Raw genomic sequence first — 18,307 nt, forward strand, 5'->3', positions numbered from 1 at the left:
TACTTAAAATGGTGCTACTATTTCTTCGTCATCAAGTATTTCGCCAGTCTCTTCATCTACAATATAATCTGCTTGAGAACTTGGAATGTTTAATTCTTCTACTGCGTTGTTTTCAATAGTTCCAACTGCAATGTCTACATCCTCTTCAGTTTTTTCTAGCCTTTGCATTTCTGTTGAAAGAACTCCGTATTTACTCAATAATCTTCGCAAACAAGTCTTTTGTGCCTGTGCATCAAATTCTGTTGTCCAGGGTCCTTTAGCAAAAGACTTGCTATATTTTCTGCCCCAATCTGCAGCTTCTTCTACATCCATATATAAAGCTTTTTCAAATCCATTAATTAATTGGAAGTATGCAAAATAGCCCTTTATCTTTTCACTTTGTTTAGATCCCTTAATTTCTAGTGTGCCCCTTAGTACATCCTCTTTAATTTCCATTCCTTCGTAAATGATGCCTGAGTTAATTGCCTTATATTGTCCAGTCCTCATAGCAAGCTGAATAAGACCCTTGTATCCAATAATAAAAGTTGGAACTAATTTCCCATTCTTATTCTTGAAAGGAACTACATATCCAAAGCCTAGGTTTTTATTTATTGGGAGTTTTAATGTTGCCGCTTTTAAAGCTTCCATTACTACATCCTTAGGCTCGCAGTTTTGCAAATAACTATCTCCGCCATATAAATCTATTAAGCTTGATACAAAAGCCCCAGCATTGTCGGCTAATGCATTGTCAAATAGATTTCTTACACTTGGTACGCTTAAAACATTCTTAATTTCGTTTACTGGTTTTCTTGCAATTTGATTTGTCATTATAAATTCTCCTTTACAAATTCTTTAAAATATTCATAGGTTTTATCTCTTATAGTCCTAATATCTTCTTCAAAATAATTATTGTCGTTCTTAGTTAAACGAACCTTGCTCTCATCCATTACCAAAGAGCAAAGCTCCAACTTTCTGAATCCTTTCAGGAAGACTGTAATCTCTAAAAAACTACAATCTGGATCATCCTTTTCTAAATCCAAATAAGCTAATTTTTCTATTATTATTTGATTATTAGAAGTGCTTATATTTTTTATTAATTCTCTTACATTTTGATATTTCATTTTCTTTTAAAATCTCCATTAATAACTTTTATGCCTGTTTCTCCTTCCAAGGTTTGCTCTATATCATCTAAATTCAAATAACCCTTGTTATAGCTATCAAGCATATCTGCCACATGGTCTATATAATCTTCAAGCCTTTTGGCTCCAAATCCATAGTGATCTCTTAGGACCATTAAAGGCAGGAGCATCATCTGCCTAAAGGCAAAATCCATAGCTTCGCTTGTAGCTTTTAGCTTTATATTTTCGATTTGCCCCCATGTTAAGTTATATGTCGGTGTTTTCTTCTTTTTCATTGAAAAACTCCTTCATCACTTTTGGATATATAGGATCACCCCATTTTAAAATGTAATTCATATCTTCTTCCTCGTTAGCCCCCTTAGCTGATCCAACGTAATACTTTATATTTCCTAAGGCGTCTATACCTTTTACAATTCCTATAATTGGAAGTGGATTAGTCCAAGGTGTGAACCAAATCGCTTTTAATGCCTTCATTTAATCACCAGCTTCTTATCTTCTGAAACTACTAGCTTTATAGTTTGGCCTGGCATCTCAATAACATTATTTACTGCTTCGGCATTATCTATAAATATTGGTGCCTGGAAGTCATATTGTTCAGATAAAATCTTTATTATCTCCAATCCTGCATTAATTTTTCCTGCATTATTTACATCTGGATAAGGAACTCCATTCACTGTTGTTTCGCATGTTTCAACTACTGTCCCATTTACTTGAGTATCAAATAGTTTAAAGTTCACATTCTTAAACTTCTTATTTACTTCATCTGCAATTAACTTGCTTCTTGCTTTGGAATATAGGCTTATTAAATAAAGTGTTTTTTCTGTTTTTTCTAAGCTCTTGGCTATTTCTTTTTCTTTGCCCTTGTAAGTCTTTATCTTTTCGTCAATTTCTTTATTGATTTTTTCATAGGCTATCTGGCCATCAATTTCTTCTAGTTCCTTATTTAGGTCATTTAGCTTTTTATCAATATCTCCAAAGTCTACCTTCTTATTGTTTTCAAGCTTCTTTTCTAACTTCCTGATTTCTCTTTCTATTTCTTCAATTTCCGGATTTTCTTTTATTTCTGGGATTAATTCAATTTCTGATGTTAAAAGTTTTTCCTTTTCGTCTTTGGCTCCTAATAATTTATTTTGTATGCTTTCACTTTCTGCCTGTAGCTTCTGTAATTCTGCTTTAAGTTCATTGCCATTTCTTATTATTTCTTCAAGCTTTTCTGATTTAGTCTTTTTGAATAAATCTTCTGGCAATGGCTGATTACATGTAGGACAATTCATTTCTTTGTTGCCTGCTACTTCAGAGTATTCAATCCTTAATTTATCAATTCTTATGCTTACATTTTTAAGTAAGGCTGAATTTTGTGCATCTGCAGCCTTTAGCTTATTGCAATTAATATCAAAGTTTAGAACTTCATCTGCCCTATCTTTTTGTGCTTTGCTATTAAGTTCTTTTATCTTTTTATTTTTGTTGAAGTCATCTTCTTTTAATGCAATTTTCTTCTTCTGTAATTCTGCTATCTTTGCATAAGCTTCTTGTTTATCCTTGCTGTTATCATCTATAATTTTTTGCTCCTGCAATTGCTTTATGCCGCCTGTTATAGCTCCTCTTCTGAAATTTAATACATCAAAATCAAATTCTTTCTTTGAGTTCTTTAGTTCATCTAATCTTGCAGGAAGTTCCTCAATTTCTTTCTTTAATTTTTTAGCTGTCGCCTTATTCATGGCTTCTAAATCGTCTAAACTATAATTTTTTAGATCAAGCTCTTTAAGGTCCGGATTTTCTTTTATAATGTCCTCTTCCTTAATCTCGCCTTCGCAAAGCTTTAATAAGATTTCTCTTCTTTCATCCTTACTTAAAACTTCGTTGAAGTGTTTGGGATTTGTTAGTAGCTTAAAAATGTTCTCATCTGCAATATTATTGATGAACTCTTGATAGTCCTTTTCTTTCTTAGGTATGCCATTAATTTCATATTCTGTAGTGTTTCCTGAATATACTTTTTCTTGGCTGCCCCTTTTTGTTGTCCACTTTTCTTTAAATGTTTTTTTAAGTAAAACTTCTTGGCCATCAACTTCTATAACTCCTGCAACTATATGGTCACAGTTTGGTACTTCTCCATCTGCTTCAATTCCCTTAATGCTAAAGTCCTTTTTATTGGTGCTGTCTTTTCCAAATAGAAGCCATATAAAAGCATCAAATACTGTAGTTTTTCCTGTGGCATTTGCCCCTAGTATTAATGTGTTTTCCTTAAATTTGATATTTAAGTGATCTATGCCCTTGAAGTTTTTTAATTCTAGTTCTTTTAAAAATACTCTCATATCATTATCCCCTGATTGACCATATTCATTAGGCACTCATTTGCTTGTTCTTCTTCAAATTTCAAATCATCTAATTTTGACTGGATGTCTAACATGTTTAATCTCATTTCATTTTTCATGTGAATACTATCGCTTGTATAAAATAGATATTCTGCTTCTTTGTATTCTCTTATAAGTTCTTCTCTCTCGTTTTCTATATTCTTTATTTCTTTAAAATAATTTTTCATACTTCCTCCATTATCTGTGTTATAATAAAGGCAAATCTTTATAAGTTTTTAGTCCTCTTGCTTTGGTCGGTGTGAGGGCTTTTTTATTGCCTTTTCATCTTCCTTTTTCTTAAAATCAATTGCCATTTTGCACAATTCTTCCCAACTAAAAATTACTTTAGTTCCATCTGTAAAATTTATTATTGGAGCCTGACTCATTCCTACGCAAATTTTATCTACTCCGTCTAGTTCGTCCTTGTCTTGTTCGTCCTCAATTTCCCCTACTAACACTTGCATAACTAATTTATTTTTACTTAATATTTTCAATTTTTCGCCACCTTGCTAAATTTATAATTAAGAGTTTTCCCGTCTTTAAAGGTAATTTTACAATCTTCTTTTTTATCTCTGTGCATTGCTCTATGTCTTGCAATACCAAGAGAATTAAATTCTTTGCCGCAAGTATGGCAATAACAATCTTTCAACCTTATCACCTCACCAAATACTTAAAAAATTCGTCTATAATTTTTGTTCCTGCATATAAAATGTAAAATATTAATTTAACTACAAAGCTAAAAGCCCAGTAACCTAGAATAAATAAAATGGCTATCCCTATAAGCCTTCTTATCGTTAGCTTGATATTATATTTATTGAGTCTTATCCTTCCCATGTTTCACCTCCCTCTAAAGTCTTATTCCTTGCCTTGAATAAATTCTCAACCAATCCTCGACTTCTTCTTTTATAAAAAATCTCCTATTCCCATTTCTTATTTGTGGGAAATCTGGATATTTTTTCGCCATACTTCTAATTTTGTGCTCGCCTATAGGTATTTCCTTGGCGAGTTCCTTAGCAGTCATTAATGAAGCTTCCATTTTATTCACCTACCTTTAAAACAATTTTTGATATAATCAACCTTAGGAGTTGATTAAATATGTTAGAAAAACAAGACTACAAAATACTAAAATACATGTCCCAGTTTGATAAAATTCACATAGATAAAATATTAGAAAAATTTCCTGAATCTAAGTATTCAACTAAATTTAGAATAGAAAAATTGTCAAAAGTTAAATATTCAAATTCTGGATTCCCTTTATCAAATAGTTCTTACATTTCTGAACTTAATAAAAAAGATGATGAAGATCCTTTTGGCAACCTTGCTTATACTGGTATATATGAACTAACTGAACTAGGCTATGCTGAATTACAAGACCATAAATCTCAAATTTTGGATTACTGGTTAAAAGAAATAGTAAGATCTATAACTTTTCCAATTATTGTTTCTTTTGTAACTGCTTTAATAACAAGCTTGGTCACAATAAAATTGTTAAAATAATGGTTGTTGTCGCTACTGATACAATCAAAGGTACTATTAAATTAAATGTGATGATGTACCACCATTTATTTCTATTTGAATATAGATCCTCTATTAAATTGCTTATTTCAAATTCCATATCAAATAAGAAATCTTTGATTAATTTTTTCATATCTCACCTACCTCTATTTGCTATAATCTCCATAAGGAGTTGATTAAATGCTTTTTTATCATGTTGATAGAACCAAACTATTAAAACCAAACCAAATAATTGATTATGAAAATCTACCGCCAAAATCTAGCCAAGATATTATTGATTACTGTCAAAATAGATTTCAAAATAAGCTTAGTAGAATTGGATATATTTACACTAGTTATTCAGTGCCTTCAAATTCTGACTACTCAACATTTACAGCAGAAATATTTCTTGAATTATATAGACAACAACATTTCCCAAACTATCCTTCAAGATTTCAATCAATCTGTGCCTGTGATTCAATAGATCAAGCTCACTTTTGGATTAAAGAATTTTCAGGAAATGAAAGCGATGATATAGACTGCAATATCGCTATCTTTCAATCAGATAAGTTTTTTAAAGCTGATGCAACCTGGCGTGATTTAATTGCAGGTAATTTATCTATATCTACAGTAGAGCTTTGGTCTAAAAATTATTGGACTGGTGAAATTTACAATAAGAAATCTCGAATGGAATATCTCTTACCATTACCAATAAAAGTTGAGGATGTAATTTATCCACCTTTTAAATAAATTCTTTATCAACAAGATAATTTACATATTTCCAATCTTTAAAATAGTTCAAGTCTAAACTTGTAATTGCATCTTCCATAATTCTTGCAACAATTGAATATTTAATATTTCCTATCCCTGCTCCAAAAGCTGGAATAATTATTTTTTTAACACCATTTTCTCTAGCACAGATGATGGTGTTTCTTGTTGCAAAATAAATTGCATTAAGATCGTTAATCTGACCAGGAATCTTCATTGTGGGTGTATGAATAAGATTAATAAAATCATTCTTAATAAAAATTGAACTCCCTACAGTTTGGATCCCGTAAAATAACCTCTTTATTTCTTCTTGAACTAAGTCTTGAATGTTGATGTTATTCTTTAAATAAAACTCTTGAATATAAAGATCTAAACCTCCGTCCATAATCCCAAATGAATTTGCAGGGCTAACTAAAGCATCTACGTTTTCATTTTCTGCAGTCTTGCAATAGTCACCTAAAATACAATTGATATTTTCGTGATTAGAAAAAACTCTTTTCCATTCATAAATCATGTTTTCATTGTTATCGCATAATATAATTTTCATATCTAACCTCCCATTATTTTTAGTACTTATCACCTCATATTTTTTTATCTTTTGAAATTTCTATTTAAAACCCTGTCTATCCATGACATATTGAACTGATCTTTCTTAAATATGTCGTGGATGTTTTTTATTGCTAATAAATTAAAAACTAAAGTTACTAAACTTAAAATTGTCATTACAAAACTTACCATGTCTCACCATCCTTTATTTGCTATAATCACCATAGAAAGTGAGGTGACTATATTGAAACTTAATAACGACTGTATTCGTGACTTATTACTGACTGTAGAAGAAGAAACTGGATACAATAAAATGATGATTTACAACAATCCAGATTATGAATCCAATAATTTTAAGCTTCTGTCTAAATATTCTTACGAGGAAATGATCTACCATATAAATCAATGTGAAAAATCTGACTTAATAGAAGTCGGCATTTCTCCAGAAGAATATACGACTATCAGCGACTTAACTCCTAAGGGACATAAATACATCTCAGACATACGAAGCGATAATGTCTGGGGTAAAACAAAATCAATAGCCAATAAAATTGGGGCTAAATCCTTAGATGCAATGGTTCAAATATCTTCTAATGTTATTTCAGAAATAATAAAGCACGAATTTGGTTATCTATGATTTTTATAAAAAATATCTTCTAAAGTTTTACCTATTGCCGTTTTTATACTTTCCTTAATATCTACATCATCAAGAATTTGTTCTCCATATTTAAGCGACAATAGGTATAATGTCCCTTTGAGAGCCATATTATTAGAAAGCCATTGAAATACTGCAATTATTAATAAAAGAATTAAAATTATAGTTAACATATCTCACCTGCCTTTATTGTTATCTTGTTACTCAATGCGTAACTTTATTTGCAAAAAAAATTTCCATAGGCTCTTTAATGTCTAAGATTTCAATTAATTTATTGATCTCATCTGTATTAAAGATTTCGTCTTTCATCCTTCTTCTTAGTGTATTTGGTGTTATACCTAGTTCTCTAGCTATATCTTGTTGTGTATATCCTTTTTCTACAAATAATCCCTTTAGTTTATTAATATTCAAAAAACCACCTCCTAAAATTATTTGTTACTCATTGTGTAACTTTATAATACCTTTGTTTTTGTTACTTGTCAAGCAATTTATTTTGTATTTTAATAAATATTTGTTGCTTTAAGAGTAATTTTTTGATATTATAAGCATATATAAGGGGGTTAAGTAATGAATATAGGGAATAGAATAAAAAGAAAAAGACTTGAAAACAATTTAACATTAGAAGAACTAGGGAAAAAGGCTGATGTTAGTAGAGCAACTATGCAAAGATATGAAAGTGGCAAAATAACTAACATTCCTTCAGATAGAATAGAAAGAATATCTGAAGCACTCGGTGTATCTCCTGCTTTTATTATGGGCTGGGAAGATGAAAATAATGAACCAATTCTTGAAAATATTCCTGGTATTATTACACCCATAAAGATGAAAAGAATCCCTATCCTTGGAACTATTTCCTGTGGTAATCCTATTTTTGCTGATCAAAATTATGATGGATATTTTATGATAGATACCAACCTTCCTGAAGCTGACTTTGTCCTAAAAGCAAAGGGCGATAGCATGATAGAAGCTAATATTTTTGAAGGCGACTTCGTGTTTTTTAGAAAACAAAGGGATGTAGATAATGGCACTATAGCTGCTGTTTTGATTGATGAAGAAGCTACTTTAAAAAGGGTAAATAAATCTAATGATGTGCTTATCTTACAACCTTGCAATAAAAACTATGAACCACTTATATATTCAAAAGATGATGATAAAAATATAGTGATACTTGGCCAAATGGTCGGTGTTTATTCTAATAGATGCAAATAAAGATTGATTATGAAAGGTGGTGAAAATGATGATGAAAAAATTATTAGTAGTATTATTAGCTGCTATGTTTCTAGTTGCATGTGGAAATAATAAACCAGCTGAATCTAAAACAGAAGCTGAACCTAAAACTGAACCTGAAGTTGTTACTGAAATGGGATCTGGTAATTTTTACTTGGTAAATGAAAGTGGATCCACTAAGGATAAAGAATCTATTGAGGTTATGGCTGAAAAAGATACTTCCCTATTACAAATTGGAATTGAAACTGAAGGTATTGATGGTTCTCTAGTATCTTATATTTACATTGATGGTAAATTAGCAACTAAAGAACAACTTTCTGATAGTCAAGCTTCATTAGATTTATCTGAAGACTTTTTAAAACCTGGTGATCACCAAGTAGTTTTGAAACAATATCCGGATAATGATGAAAAGGCTGACCCTGTTACTGTAAAGGTAGCAAATTATAAAGTTAGTGAATTATAATTAAAAAAATCCTTGGCTGCCGCTAAACATACCAAGGATAGTGTAGGATTATGATATAACCCCCAACATTTATATTATATCATAGTCCTTATTTTTTAAGGAGTAAATTATGAAAGAAAAAAATTCAAATGGCTTAGGTAGTCTTACTTATTCCATGCGTAATGGCAAAAAATATTGGACCGGTCGTGTTACTTTAGGTCAAGACTTGGAAGGTAAGTTAGTTAGAAAATCATTCTCTAGCTACAAAAAATATGATGTAATTGAAAAAATGCAAAAGGCCTTAGCTCAAACTAATATTGCTGGCTTCACTACTTCTGGCGACCGTCACCTTGATGAATTTATGTCCTACTGGCTCTATAATATCAAGACTAAGGAAATAAAAAGCACTACTGTAGTTAGGTATGAAAGCATTTTAAAATGGCACATTATGCCCTATCCTTTTTCTAAAATAAAAGTAAAGGATATAACTATTCTTAATCTTCAAAATTTTATAAATTTATTAGCTGATGATGAAAAAACATCAATTAATACTGTTAAAAGTACTTTAATCTTAATTAAAAACTTCTTAGACTATACCATTGTTCTTGGTATCTTCCCTAATAACCCTGCTGATTATGTAAAAGTTCCTAAAAAGAAAAAAGTTGAAAATACCGGCAAATATAGAATATTTTCTGCTGATGAGCAAAAACTTATAATAAATAATTTAGATCTTGAAGATCCTGTTGAACAAATGTTATATATTGATTTCTTCACTGGTCTTAGAAGAAATGAAATCCGTGGACTTCGCTGGGAAAATTATTCTGATGGAACTCTAACTATAGCTCAGCAATTAGTTAGATCTTATAAATTTGAAAAAGATGGCTCAAAAACTTTAAATAAAAATTCTCCTCAGGATCTAAAAACTGAAAGTTCTTTTAGAACTATTGTATTGCCAAAAGTGGCTGATAATCTTATACAAAAAATAAAAATTAATTCTTATGAAAAGCACCTAAGGCTTGGTGTTCCTTTTACTGATGATGCATTTATATTTTCTGATGCTCTTTTAAAACCAATAGAAGAAAAGCGTGCAAATAGAAGGCTACAAGCTATTTGTAGAAAAATAGGAATTGAACCTAGACCATTACATTCCATCCGTCACTCTTACGCTACTAGACTTTTTGAAGCTGATGTTGATATAAAGACTGTGCAAAAACTAATGGGCCATTCTGACTATAAAACTACATTGAATATTTATGTTCATGTTATGGATGAAGAAAAAGAAAAAGCTGCAGCTGTTTTGGATGCAATGTATAATTAATTTTGTTGCCAACTCGTTACCAACTTTTGAAAAAATAATAATTGTAAGTGTTGGAAGTAAGCCATTATAAAAACTTTGGTGTTACTTCCTCTCACCCCGACCATTTTTTTATTATGAAGGCGAAAGCTTTCTTTTTTTTTGCTTTTTTGACTTTATGTTGGAAAAAAGATCTCCCAATAGCTTTTTATTTTAATCTTTATTAAAAATATAATTTTTCTAAGATATTATCCTAACAATTACTTCTTCAAGACATTTCCTTTTCTATAAGTTTTTTATAACTATCCAACTATAAATTTACAAATATTAATTTTAAAAAGGAAAATATATATAATTTAATTACTTTTGTAAAATATTTTATCTTTTCCTGCAAACGATTGTTAGCTTGATATTCTTTAATTTTTATGACTTGTATTTATTAATTTATTGTTCTATAATTAAATTAATAATAATAAAAGTAAAGGAGGATTTATATGTTACTATTTATTATTGGACTTATAATATTGCTTGGTGGCGGATTTTTCTATTCTAAATATGTAGAAAGTCAATTGGCACCTGATGACAGAGAAACTCCAGCTGTTAGAAAAGCTGATGGAGTTGACTATGTAGTAATGAGCGAAAAGAAAAACTGGCTCATCAATCTACTTAACATTGCAGGTATGGGACCTATCATTGGACCTATCCAAGGTATTCTTTTTGGACCTATTGCTTTTCTAGCAATTCCAATCGGTTGCGTATTTGCAGGTGCAGTTCACGATTACATTACTGGATTCATTTCAATGAGAAATGGTGGATCACAAGTACCTAAGCTTGTTGGTAAGTATATTGGCGATGGAGTTCGTAAATTCTACAATATTGTTATTGCAATTTTACTTCTTTTAACTGGTGTAGTTTTTGTTTATACTCCTGGAGACTTAATTGCAAATGATATTCTTAAAGTTGGAGCTAATTCAAATGTTATTTGGATCATCTATGCAGTAATTTTTGTTTACTACATTCTTTCAACAATTCTTCCTATTGATAAATTAATTGGTAGAATTTATCCAATCTTTGGTGCATTCCTTATTATCTCTGCTATTGGAGTATTTATCGGACTATTTGTTAAGGGTCAAGGACACTTTGCTTTTGAAAATGCTGGACTTCTTGCAGAACACCCACTTGGACAAAGATTTATCCCATCATTCTTTATCACAGTTGCTTGTGGTATCTTATCAGGTTTCCACGGTTCTCAAGTAACACTTATTTCTAGAACTGTTAAATCTGAATCAGAAGCAAGAACAACTTTCTATTCAACTATGATTGCTGAAGGTTTTATCGCAATGGTTTGGGCAGCAGGTGCAATAGTTCTTTTCTCTTCCGGACAAGCTGCACTTGACACTCCTGGTACAATTATGGTTGGCCAAGTTTCTAAATACTTCATGGGTAATGTTGGAGGACTCCTTGCAGTTATTGGTGTTATTGCACTTCCTATCACTTCTGGTGATACTGCATTTAGATCTCTTAGACTTATAATTTCTGAAGAATTAAAGATTGACCAAAGATCTGGAGCAAAGAGAGCAGGACTTTCTGCTGTATTATTTATACCAGCTTTTGCAATTTTATACTTTGCAAAGACAAATCCTAATGGATTTAACCTCCTTTGGAGATATTTTGGTTTCACAAACCAATTCGTAGCAATATTTGCACTTGCAGTTGCTAGTATTTATCTAATCAACAACAACAAAAATTATATTATCACTTTGATTCCAGGTACTTTCTATACATTTATAGTATTTGCATTTATTATAAATGTTAAAGGTCTTGGACTAGGAATGCCTTTCTCAATTGCTTACCCTGCAGCAGGCATTATAGCAGCACTATATGCTTTCTTTGTTGTTAAGCTTGGCAAGAAAAATCAAAGTAGAATTCAATCTATAATTTTAGACTAATTATTTTTAAGTAAGAGGTGGATGGAAAGTGCCACCTCTTTTTTAATGGAGGTTTTATGAACTTTATACTAAATGATAAGGCGATAAGCTATCTTAAAAAGAAAAATATTAATAAACTTTTTGTGAATCCTGATGTCGATGTCAAGGCTTGCTGTTGCGGTGTTGGTACATTTGATTTTGACATAAGTACGAAAGAAAATGAAGACAAGAGTAGGTACAAAGAAGTGGAAATTTCTGGCATATCTATTTTCTATAATCCAACTATTGAGCTTTACTTCGAAGGCCGTGAAGACACCGAGATAATTATTTCTGCTGTAGGAATAGGAAATTTTAAAAAATTATTTGTGGAAAACGAAATAAATTCAATTGACCAGTGAATCGATGAGTGATTAGATGAAAAATAATAAAATTGAAGATTTTATAGAAAATTATGAATTAGATGAAAAATATCAAAATAGAATACCAAATCCCCACTTCTTTTACTCTGGCGACGAAATTCTAAGAGAAGCAACCTCTGCAATCTTGGCTGGAAAAAATATCCTCTTAGTTGGCGACAAATCCACTGGAAAAAATGTATTGGCAGAAAATCTAGCCTACCTCTTCAAAAGACCTCTTTGGAATTTGTCCTTTCACATAAATATTGACAGCTCTGTACTAATTGGCGACGATACTCTTAAAAATGGAAATGTCATCTTTCGTGAAGGTCCTATTACAAAGGCTGCAAACTGCGGTGGTTTTGTAGTCCTAGATGAAATTAATATGGCAAAAAACGAAGCCATGGCAGTGCTGCACTCAATACTCGACTACAGAAGAATAATTGACATTCCAGGTTATGACATCATAAAACTTCATCCTGCAACAAGATTTATCGCCACAATGAACTATGGTTATGAAGGAACAAGAGAATTAAACGAGGCTCTTCTTTCTCGTTTTGTAATTATAAAAATGCCCTTAATCTCTCGTGAGAGACTTGTTGAACTTATTAAAAAAGAATATCCAAAGATGAAGGATGAATATGTGGGAAATATTGCCTTTTTCTTTTACGATTTAAAACTAAAGGCAGATGCAGGAGAAATTTCAAGAAACGCACCCGACCTTAGAGGAATTTTCGATGCAATTGATCTTGTTAAAGAAGATTTAAGTCTAAGTTCTGCTCTTGAACTTACAATTGCAAATAAACTATTTGATCCCTACGAAGAAGAAATTTTAAAGGACTTAATAAAAACTAGATTTGAAGATAATTTATTTTACCGAGATATTTTTACAGAGTGATTTGATTTACTATGACAAATAAAAATTCAAGAAAAGAAGAAAATCGAATAAAAAATATAATTTGGGATGGCTCCATGAACTATGACAGTGAACCCTTTATCACTGGCGAAGACATCTCTGGCAATCCCGACTTTTATATAAACTTAATCATAGGCCTTTCAGAAAAATATTTTGGAAGTGACAACTTGGAAAAACTATTTTCAAATTGGCAGTACAATCTCCACAGGGATAAATTTGATTTGTTTACAATTTTTCTCCTTGAGGACTTTGCTTATAAAAAAGAAGTGGAGTCGAGAAAGGTTTTAAGTTCCCTAAGAAAAACCTATGCAGAAAAATTTTTGGAAGATAAATACGATTTGCAGAGGAAAAATTTGGCCTTAAAAGAAAATTTATTTTTTGAGATGCAAATTAAAAAAGTTCATAATATTTTGGGAAGAAGTTACAAGTTAAGTGATAGGCGAGAAGAAATTTTTGAAAATTTAAAACTTCAAAAAGACACTGACGCAAAAAATTTAGAAGATAGAATTTTAAGTATTTTTCGTGAAAATTTAGATTACAAAGAAAATGAAATTTTAAAATTTTCTCCCCTAAAAAATTTTACTCTCCTTAATAGCCTTGGCTTTGTAAAACTTGAAAGATCTAATAGTCCTAGTATCTTCGGCGATTTCAAAAGTAAAAAAACTTCTGGTATCACAGGTTTCTTCTATTCCCTTGCTCTAAAAAGGCGAAGAGAAAAAGAAAAATACATTGAAGACATCTTTGGCAAGTCAATTTATTCAGATGCAGAAATGAAAATAATTGACGAAAAATATTTAAAAGATGGTCACAAAAAATCAAAACTTCATTACACAAGGGGACTTCTTCACAAAAATATTGATGAAGAAAATTTTGATGATGAATCCATAAATAGAAAGCTCTTAAAATTTAAGGAAAATAAAAATTTTTATAATGCACAGATTAAAAGTCTATCCAAAAAAATTAGGCTGGCACTTTCATCTCACTCTGGCATAGAAGAAGTGAAAACATCTAGTGGCAAGTTAATTTCACGTCTCTCCTACAAGTCAATGATTTCTGACAAGGTAAATATTTTTTCCAAGAAAATTTTAAATCTCCATTCATACTTAAAGGTGGATTTAGTCCTCGATGCCTCTGCCTCACTATTGGAGCTTGAAAGCGACATTGCCATCGAAGCATACATCGTCTCCAAGTCTCTTGAAAATAATGAAATATTAAATCGTGTGATTTCCTATGAGACTGTGGGCGACTACACAGTCATCACAATATTAAAAGATTACGAAGAAAAGTGCGACTTTGAGAAAATTTTTAGGTACAAGACTACTGGTTGGAACCGTGACGGACTTTTTTATCGCGCCTACCAACAATTAATAGAAAAAGAAAATGAAAACCACCTTTTAATTACCTTGACAGATGCCTTTCCTCGCGACATAAAACCCCTTCAAGCAAAAACATTTTGGAGTGTAAAAAATTATTCAGAAGAGACATCTTTAAGGGATACTAAAATAGAATTAGACAAGTTGAAAAAGTTGGGAATTCACACATCAGCAATTTTAAATAGTGACAAAATCGAAAATGCAAAATTTTTATTTGGCAAAAACTACATAAAAATAGAAAGTGTAAAGGAAATTGCAAATGTCGCTGGTCGCTTTATCCAAAAAGAAATTGCAAATATTGAAAGACAATAAAAAAGGACGCCCAAGCGTCCCCATAAAATTTATTTTAAACTTCGATTTTTCCGTAATTACCATCTTTTCTCTTGTAAACAATAGCTACAGCTTCTGTATCTGCGTCTAAGAATACAAAGAAATTGTGATTAAGAAGTTCCATTTGAAGGATTGCTTCTTCTTCATTCATTGGATTAAGTTCGAAAGACTTTCTCTTAACGATTTTCTTTTCCGAATCTTCCTTTTCTTTTTCAACAATTTCATCGAACCTAATAGTTTCGTTGTTTTGGTATCTTCTCTTTAATTTAGTCTTGTGTTTTCTAATTTGTCTAGCAAGTGCATCCACAGCGTTGTCCATTGAAGAGTACATATCGTCTGTAGTTTCTTCTGCTCTAATAATTGTCTTTGGTAAAAATATTGTAACTTCCACTGTTTGTTCTTCTCTTACAGTAGAGAATACAACCCTTGCTTCAGCTTCTTCAGAAAAGTATTTATCCAATTTGGAGAACTTCTTTTCTGCCACGTCCTTCAAAGATTCTGTAAGTTCAATGTTTTTTCCAACAAAGTTCAATAACATAAATGTCACTCTCCTTTTCTTTTTTATTATTTACCCAATTTTTAAAATTTATATCAACGCTTTCATAAATTATCAAAATGTACTTTTATCTTCATTATTGATATAATTGTCTTACATGTTAAGATAAAAATAGATTGGATGATTACATGGCAATAAAAAATAAAATTGATTACAAATATAGAATAGGAATGCGTGCTATTAAGACGGCTCTGGCTGTTGTTATTGGGCTTTATATATCCTACCTCTTCAATTTAAACTCTCCAATTTTTGTTTCCATCGCTGCCGTCTCTTCAATGAAACCATCAATGTCTGAATCTTTAAGCGACATGAAGAAGAGACTCTTTACTTGCATCTTTGGAGTAATTCTTGGTTATCTAAGCTCTATAATATCTGTTCCCGATTTTGTGGATCCATTAATCGCAGGCGTGGGGATTTTAATAACAATTTATATACTTTCAGTTGTAAAAATGCGTGATATGGCACAACTTTCATGTATAGTATTTGTTGCAAGTTTTTGCTCAAATTCAGACAAAGCCTTTTACGCTGTAAATAGAATTCTCGGCACAATCGTAGGAGTAGTTGTAGGCGTCCTAGTAAATTATTTCATATCTTCTCCAAATATCTGGGAGGATTTTATCTTAGTTTCAAAAAAATGCTACCAATCTGCAAATAGAGTTTTAAGAGAAATAATTTATGACAAGAGGGCAAACTTATCTGACTTTAATTCCAATTTATCTAGTGCAAATACCCTCTACAAACTTTTAGAAAAGGAAGTTAAAACTCCTTTTCACCATGACCATACTATAGAGAGGGAGACAAAAATTGTATCTCTATTGGAAAGCATATCTGTCAGGCTAGAAGTTATAAACAACATGAATGCAAATTATTTAAGCGACAAAGTTTCAGCAGAAGTGAAAAGTCGCTATGATTTAGATGAACCAACTTCTCACAATTTAACTGAAGTGGACAGCGTCTACAATTATCACATTGAATATATTCTGAGATACATGGACGAACTAAAAGAATTAGTTGAAGAGTAGGTGAAAAGATGAAATTAAATAAAAGAGAAATATATGAAATAGGAAAAAAAATCTTGAAAGAGTCAACTATTGGCTTTGAAAACTTTTTAAAGGAAATTGAGTTTGCTCCCATTACAAAAAATCCTTATGTAATGATAAGAGATAATGATGAACTGTCAGCCTTTATGCTCTTTGACTTTAAGGAGTATGAGGCTAGTGCGAAGAGAATCCTAAAAAAAATGTTAGATGAAATTGAAGTTCCAGAAGAAAATCATAATTATCTTATAAAAGTTTTTAGAGACTCCTATGTGTCACTTTTTAGAATAAAAGAAAAAGATGACCATTTTTCCTTTTACGATGTACTTTTAAATGAATATATAGAAGTAGAAAATTACACACCAATTAATCTGACTTCCAAATCAGAATTTGGTCTCTACAGAATTTTTGGCGATGAAAAAAGAAAATCAATACTTCAAGTTATTCAAATTATGGACGAGGAAGTCTTTTTTAGTTTTTCAGAAAATATTATTAATCTAATTTATCACATAGAAGAAAATTTTGGCCCCGTAAAGGTAAATAAAGAATTTTTAAAAAGAGAATTTTTAAATATAATCGCCATATTTGGCGTGACTTTAGAATCTATAAATAAAGATTTTCTCCATCCCAATGAAGACTTTGAAGATTTAGATGGTCTAGAAGATTTTGCTTACTTGCTAAGCTCCTTTTATGAAGAGGACTTTCTAATACCCCAAGATCCAAAGTTATTTCAAAAAATTTTCCCTGGCGAAGATGTAGAATTTATAATGGGATTTTTCTTCTCTTTATTCTCAAAGTTAAATCAATGTATAAGCTCTAGTGACGATGAAAAAGAAAAAACTTTCAAAGATTATGATTTAAACTACAAGGAAATGATTAAAGACCTTTGCGAATCTGGAGACTTCTTGTCAAGAGAAGATTTAACAAAATCAATAGACTTTTTGCTTGTATTTTATGGCCAGCTTCAAATCATGGGCAGAGGCGTAAAAAATATTTTAAAAGATCTGGGAGATATAAAGAAGAATATATTTTATTATATGGAGCTTTTGAAAAACAGTGAAAGTGGCTTTTACTCTGACGACAACATTCTAGATATACTTTATGACAACAAAAAAGCAGTATTTGGCAACAACTTTATAGAAAATTTTGATAGCTTTATAACTTTCCTAGACATGAATTATGTTAATTTGTTAAAATCAGGCGACCTTTCTCCAGCGATGCTAAAAGAATTTTCATCTACCATAAATCTAAAACCAATAAAAGATGTAAAAACCTTAAAAAATAAACACCTTCCATTGATTGAGCTTTACCTAAACTTTATGCTCAAAAAATATTTGACTTTAATAAGTGGAGATTACTTCCCACAAGAACTCTACCTAACAGATTATGCCGATGAGTATCAAGCTCTTGATGACACAACAAAACTCTCCATTTGGATTGAATCCTTGACTAATAAAAAGTTCCTAGAAGCATCCTTTGGCATAAACTATGAAAAATATAGTGGCTTTGTAAGAGAGCTTTTGCAAAATTTAAAAGAGAAAAAGGAAATAAAAAATATAGACTTTGCAGAAGATGAAATGGCCCTATTAAATATCTTAAAAGATTTGGAAGTAATAAAAATAAAGGAAATAGATAAAACAATAAAACTTACAAAATTTGGCAAAGACATCTACAATTACTTTACCACAGAAGAAATAAGTTCCAACAACATTATAAAAGTTAACTTTAAGGATGAAAAATAAATATAAACAAATCCTGAGCTTGTCCTCTATAATATGGCAAGCTCTTTTTTTGTAAAATTTTTTAAAAAATAAATTGAAACTTAGTCAACTTTCATTTTATCTGCTATTGCTGTGGTATAATAAAGACAAATAATA

General features: G+C 30.9%; 27 protein-coding genes. 12 read left to right on the top strand and 15 right to left on the bottom strand.

The genetic code is table 11. From position 1 onward, the window contains the following. Positions 1-3 precede the first annotated feature (3 nt). The 10 genes from PTSHG_RS06690 to PTSHG_RS06735 are packed head-to-tail and all read right to left on the bottom strand — an operon-like array spanning position 4 to position 4,505. Positions 4-807 (bottom strand): phage-derived integrase/recombinase RecT, encoded by an 804-nt coding sequence (locus PTSHG_RS06690; protein WP_019108121.1) that lies wholly within the window; start codon positions 805-807, stop codon positions 4-6. After that, the gene (locus tag PTSHG_RS06695) at positions 807-1,100 is read right to left on the bottom strand and encodes a hypothetical protein (protein ID WP_019108122.1); all 294 of its coding nucleotides are present in this window, start codon (positions 1,098-1,100) and stop codon (positions 807-809) included. Before PTSHG_RS06695 ends, PTSHG_RS06690 begins: the two co-directional genes overlap by 1 nt. Then, on the bottom strand, positions 1,097-1,393 hold the full coding sequence (locus PTSHG_RS06700) for a hypothetical protein (RefSeq protein WP_019108123.1): 297 nt from the start codon (positions 1,391-1,393) through the stop codon (positions 1,097-1,099). Before PTSHG_RS06700 ends, PTSHG_RS06695 begins: the two co-directional genes overlap by 4 nt. After that, a complete protein-coding gene (locus PTSHG_RS06705) occupies positions 1,365-1,592 on the bottom strand; it encodes a hypothetical protein (protein ID WP_019108124.1) in 228 nt (75 codons plus the stop codon). The genes PTSHG_RS06700 and PTSHG_RS06705 overlap by 29 nt, the downstream gene beginning before the upstream one ends. Then, complete coding sequence (locus PTSHG_RS06710; protein WP_019108125.1) at positions 1,589-3,430, bottom strand: AAA family ATPase; 1,842 nt, start codon at positions 3,428-3,430, stop codon at positions 1,589-1,591. The genes PTSHG_RS06705 and PTSHG_RS06710 overlap by 4 nt, the downstream gene beginning before the upstream one ends. Then, positions 3,427-3,657 carry a hypothetical protein gene (locus PTSHG_RS06715; protein WP_019108126.1) on the bottom strand — a complete coding sequence of 77 codons (231 nt, stop codon included), beginning with the start codon at positions 3,655-3,657 and terminating at the stop codon, positions 3,427-3,429. The genes PTSHG_RS06710 and PTSHG_RS06715 overlap by 4 nt, the downstream gene beginning before the upstream one ends. A gap of 48 nt (positions 3,658-3,705) precedes the next feature. Then, entirely contained in the window at positions 3,706-3,963 is a 258-nt protein-coding gene (locus PTSHG_RS06720; RefSeq protein ID WP_019108127.1) for a hypothetical protein, read from the bottom strand. After that, complete coding sequence (locus tag PTSHG_RS09825; protein WP_019108128.1) at positions 3,960-4,118, bottom strand: hypothetical protein; 159 nt, start codon at positions 4,116-4,118, stop codon at positions 3,960-3,962. Before PTSHG_RS09825 ends, PTSHG_RS06720 begins: the two co-directional genes overlap by 4 nt. Before the next feature lie 5 nt (positions 4,119-4,123). Further along, positions 4,124-4,303 carry a hypothetical protein gene (locus tag PTSHG_RS06730; protein ID WP_019108129.1) on the bottom strand — a complete coding sequence of 60 codons (180 nt, stop codon included), beginning with the start codon at positions 4,301-4,303 and terminating at the stop codon, positions 4,124-4,126. 13 nt (positions 4,304-4,316) lie between these two features. Next, on the bottom strand, positions 4,317-4,505 hold the full coding sequence (locus PTSHG_RS06735; protein ID WP_019108130.1) for a helix-turn-helix domain-containing protein: 189 nt from the start codon (positions 4,503-4,505) through the stop codon (positions 4,317-4,319). Between the two features lie 59 nt (positions 4,506-4,564). On the opposite strand from PTSHG_RS06735, the gene PTSHG_RS06740 reads away from it, so the two are divergent. After that, positions 4,565-4,966 carry a hypothetical protein gene (locus PTSHG_RS06740; RefSeq protein ID WP_019108131.1) on the top strand — a complete coding sequence of 134 codons (402 nt, stop codon included), beginning with the start codon at positions 4,565-4,567 and terminating at the stop codon, positions 4,964-4,966. A 198-nt stretch (positions 4,967-5,164) separates the two neighbouring features. After that, positions 5,165-5,713 (top strand): DUF2441 domain-containing protein, encoded by a 549-nt coding sequence (locus tag PTSHG_RS06750; RefSeq protein ID WP_019108133.1) that lies wholly within the window; start codon positions 5,165-5,167, stop codon positions 5,711-5,713. Here PTSHG_RS06750 and PTSHG_RS06755 read toward each other — a convergent pair. Both PTSHG_RS06755 and PTSHG_RS09905 read right to left on the bottom strand, forming a co-directional pair. Then, a complete protein-coding gene (locus PTSHG_RS06755; RefSeq protein ID WP_019108134.1) occupies positions 5,706-6,278 on the bottom strand; it encodes a macro domain-containing protein in 573 nt (190 codons plus the stop codon). The two genes, PTSHG_RS06750 and PTSHG_RS06755, sit on opposite strands and share 8 nt — an antisense overlap. 44 nt (positions 6,279-6,322) lie before the next feature. Continuing rightward, complete coding sequence (locus tag PTSHG_RS09905; RefSeq protein WP_162137626.1) at positions 6,323-6,469, bottom strand: hypothetical protein; 147 nt, start codon at positions 6,467-6,469, stop codon at positions 6,323-6,325. A 52-nt stretch (positions 6,470-6,521) separates the two neighbouring features. On the opposite strand from PTSHG_RS09905, the gene PTSHG_RS06760 reads away from it, so the two are divergent. After that, positions 6,522-6,914 (top strand): DUF2513 domain-containing protein, encoded by a 393-nt coding sequence (locus PTSHG_RS06760; protein WP_019108135.1) that lies wholly within the window; start codon positions 6,522-6,524, stop codon positions 6,912-6,914. Here the strand turns inward: PTSHG_RS06760 and PTSHG_RS06765 are convergent. Both PTSHG_RS06765 and PTSHG_RS06770 read right to left on the bottom strand, forming a co-directional pair. Beyond that, positions 6,905-7,105, bottom strand: a complete 201-nt coding sequence (locus PTSHG_RS06765; RefSeq protein WP_019108136.1) for a hypothetical protein — start codon at positions 7,103-7,105, stop codon at positions 6,905-6,907. The two genes, PTSHG_RS06760 and PTSHG_RS06765, sit on opposite strands and share 10 nt — an antisense overlap. A 31-nt stretch (positions 7,106-7,136) precedes the next feature. Further along, a complete protein-coding gene (locus PTSHG_RS06770; RefSeq protein WP_019108137.1) occupies positions 7,137-7,343 on the bottom strand; it encodes a helix-turn-helix domain-containing protein in 207 nt (68 codons plus the stop codon). Positions 7,344-7,499: 156 nt separating this feature from the next. On the opposite strand from PTSHG_RS06770, the gene PTSHG_RS06775 reads away from it, so the two are divergent. The 7 genes from PTSHG_RS06775 (at position 7,500) to PTSHG_RS06805 (ending at position 14,819) form a co-directional block, all read left to right on the top strand. Continuing rightward, positions 7,500-8,141: a LexA family protein gene (locus PTSHG_RS06775; protein ID WP_019108138.1), complete on the top strand. Its 642-nt coding sequence runs from the start codon at positions 7,500-7,502 to the stop codon at positions 8,139-8,141. A 19-nt stretch (positions 8,142-8,160) separates the two neighbouring features. Further along, a complete protein-coding gene (locus PTSHG_RS06780) occupies positions 8,161-8,622 on the top strand; it encodes a hypothetical protein (RefSeq protein ID WP_148498684.1) in 462 nt (153 codons plus the stop codon). A gap of 109 nt (positions 8,623-8,731) precedes the next feature. Next, entirely contained in the window at positions 8,732-9,919 is a 1,188-nt protein-coding gene (locus PTSHG_RS06785) for a tyrosine-type recombinase/integrase (protein WP_019108140.1), read from the top strand. Positions 9,920-10,389: 470 nt separating this feature from the next. Beyond that, positions 10,390-11,844 (top strand): carbon starvation CstA family protein, encoded by a 1,455-nt coding sequence (locus PTSHG_RS06790; protein WP_019108141.1) that lies wholly within the window; start codon positions 10,390-10,392, stop codon positions 11,842-11,844. A 56-nt stretch (positions 11,845-11,900) separates the two neighbouring features. Continuing rightward, complete coding sequence (locus PTSHG_RS06795; RefSeq protein ID WP_019108142.1) at positions 11,901-12,221, top strand: CC/Se motif containing family; 321 nt, start codon at positions 11,901-11,903, stop codon at positions 12,219-12,221. A gap of 16 nt (positions 12,222-12,237) precedes the next feature. Then, positions 12,238-13,116 carry an AAA family ATPase gene (locus PTSHG_RS06800; RefSeq protein ID WP_019108143.1) on the top strand — a complete coding sequence of 293 codons (879 nt, stop codon included), beginning with the start codon at positions 12,238-12,240 and terminating at the stop codon, positions 13,114-13,116. A gap of 11 nt (positions 13,117-13,127) precedes the next feature. After that, the gene (locus PTSHG_RS06805) at positions 13,128-14,819 is read left to right on the top strand and encodes a vWA domain-containing protein (protein ID WP_019108144.1); all 1,692 of its coding nucleotides are present in this window, start codon (positions 13,128-13,130) and stop codon (positions 14,817-14,819) included. Positions 14,820-14,853: 34 nt separating this feature from the next. Here the strand turns inward: PTSHG_RS06805 and hpf are convergent, their stop codons facing one another. After that, positions 14,854-15,375, bottom strand: coding sequence for a ribosome hibernation-promoting factor, HPF/YfiA family (gene hpf, locus PTSHG_RS06810; RefSeq protein WP_019108145.1), 522 nt, complete (start codon positions 15,373-15,375; stop codon positions 14,854-14,856). Between the two features lie 146 nt (positions 15,376-15,521). Between hpf and PTSHG_RS06815 the strand changes: the two genes are divergently transcribed. Beyond that, positions 15,522-16,415 carry an FUSC family protein gene (locus PTSHG_RS06815; RefSeq protein ID WP_019108146.1) on the top strand — a complete coding sequence of 298 codons (894 nt, stop codon included), beginning with the start codon at positions 15,522-15,524 and terminating at the stop codon, positions 16,413-16,415. A gap of 8 nt (positions 16,416-16,423) precedes the next feature. Then, positions 16,424-18,172, top strand: coding sequence for a hypothetical protein (locus PTSHG_RS06820; RefSeq protein ID WP_019108147.1), 1,749 nt, complete (start codon positions 16,424-16,426; stop codon positions 18,170-18,172). The last annotated feature ends 135 nt before the right edge of the window (positions 18,173-18,307 follow it).

This window comes from Peptoniphilus senegalensis JC140 (assembly GCF_000321025.1).
Classification (GTDB): Bacteria; Bacillota; Clostridia; order Tissierellales; family Peptoniphilaceae; genus Peptoniphilus_A; species Peptoniphilus_A senegalensis.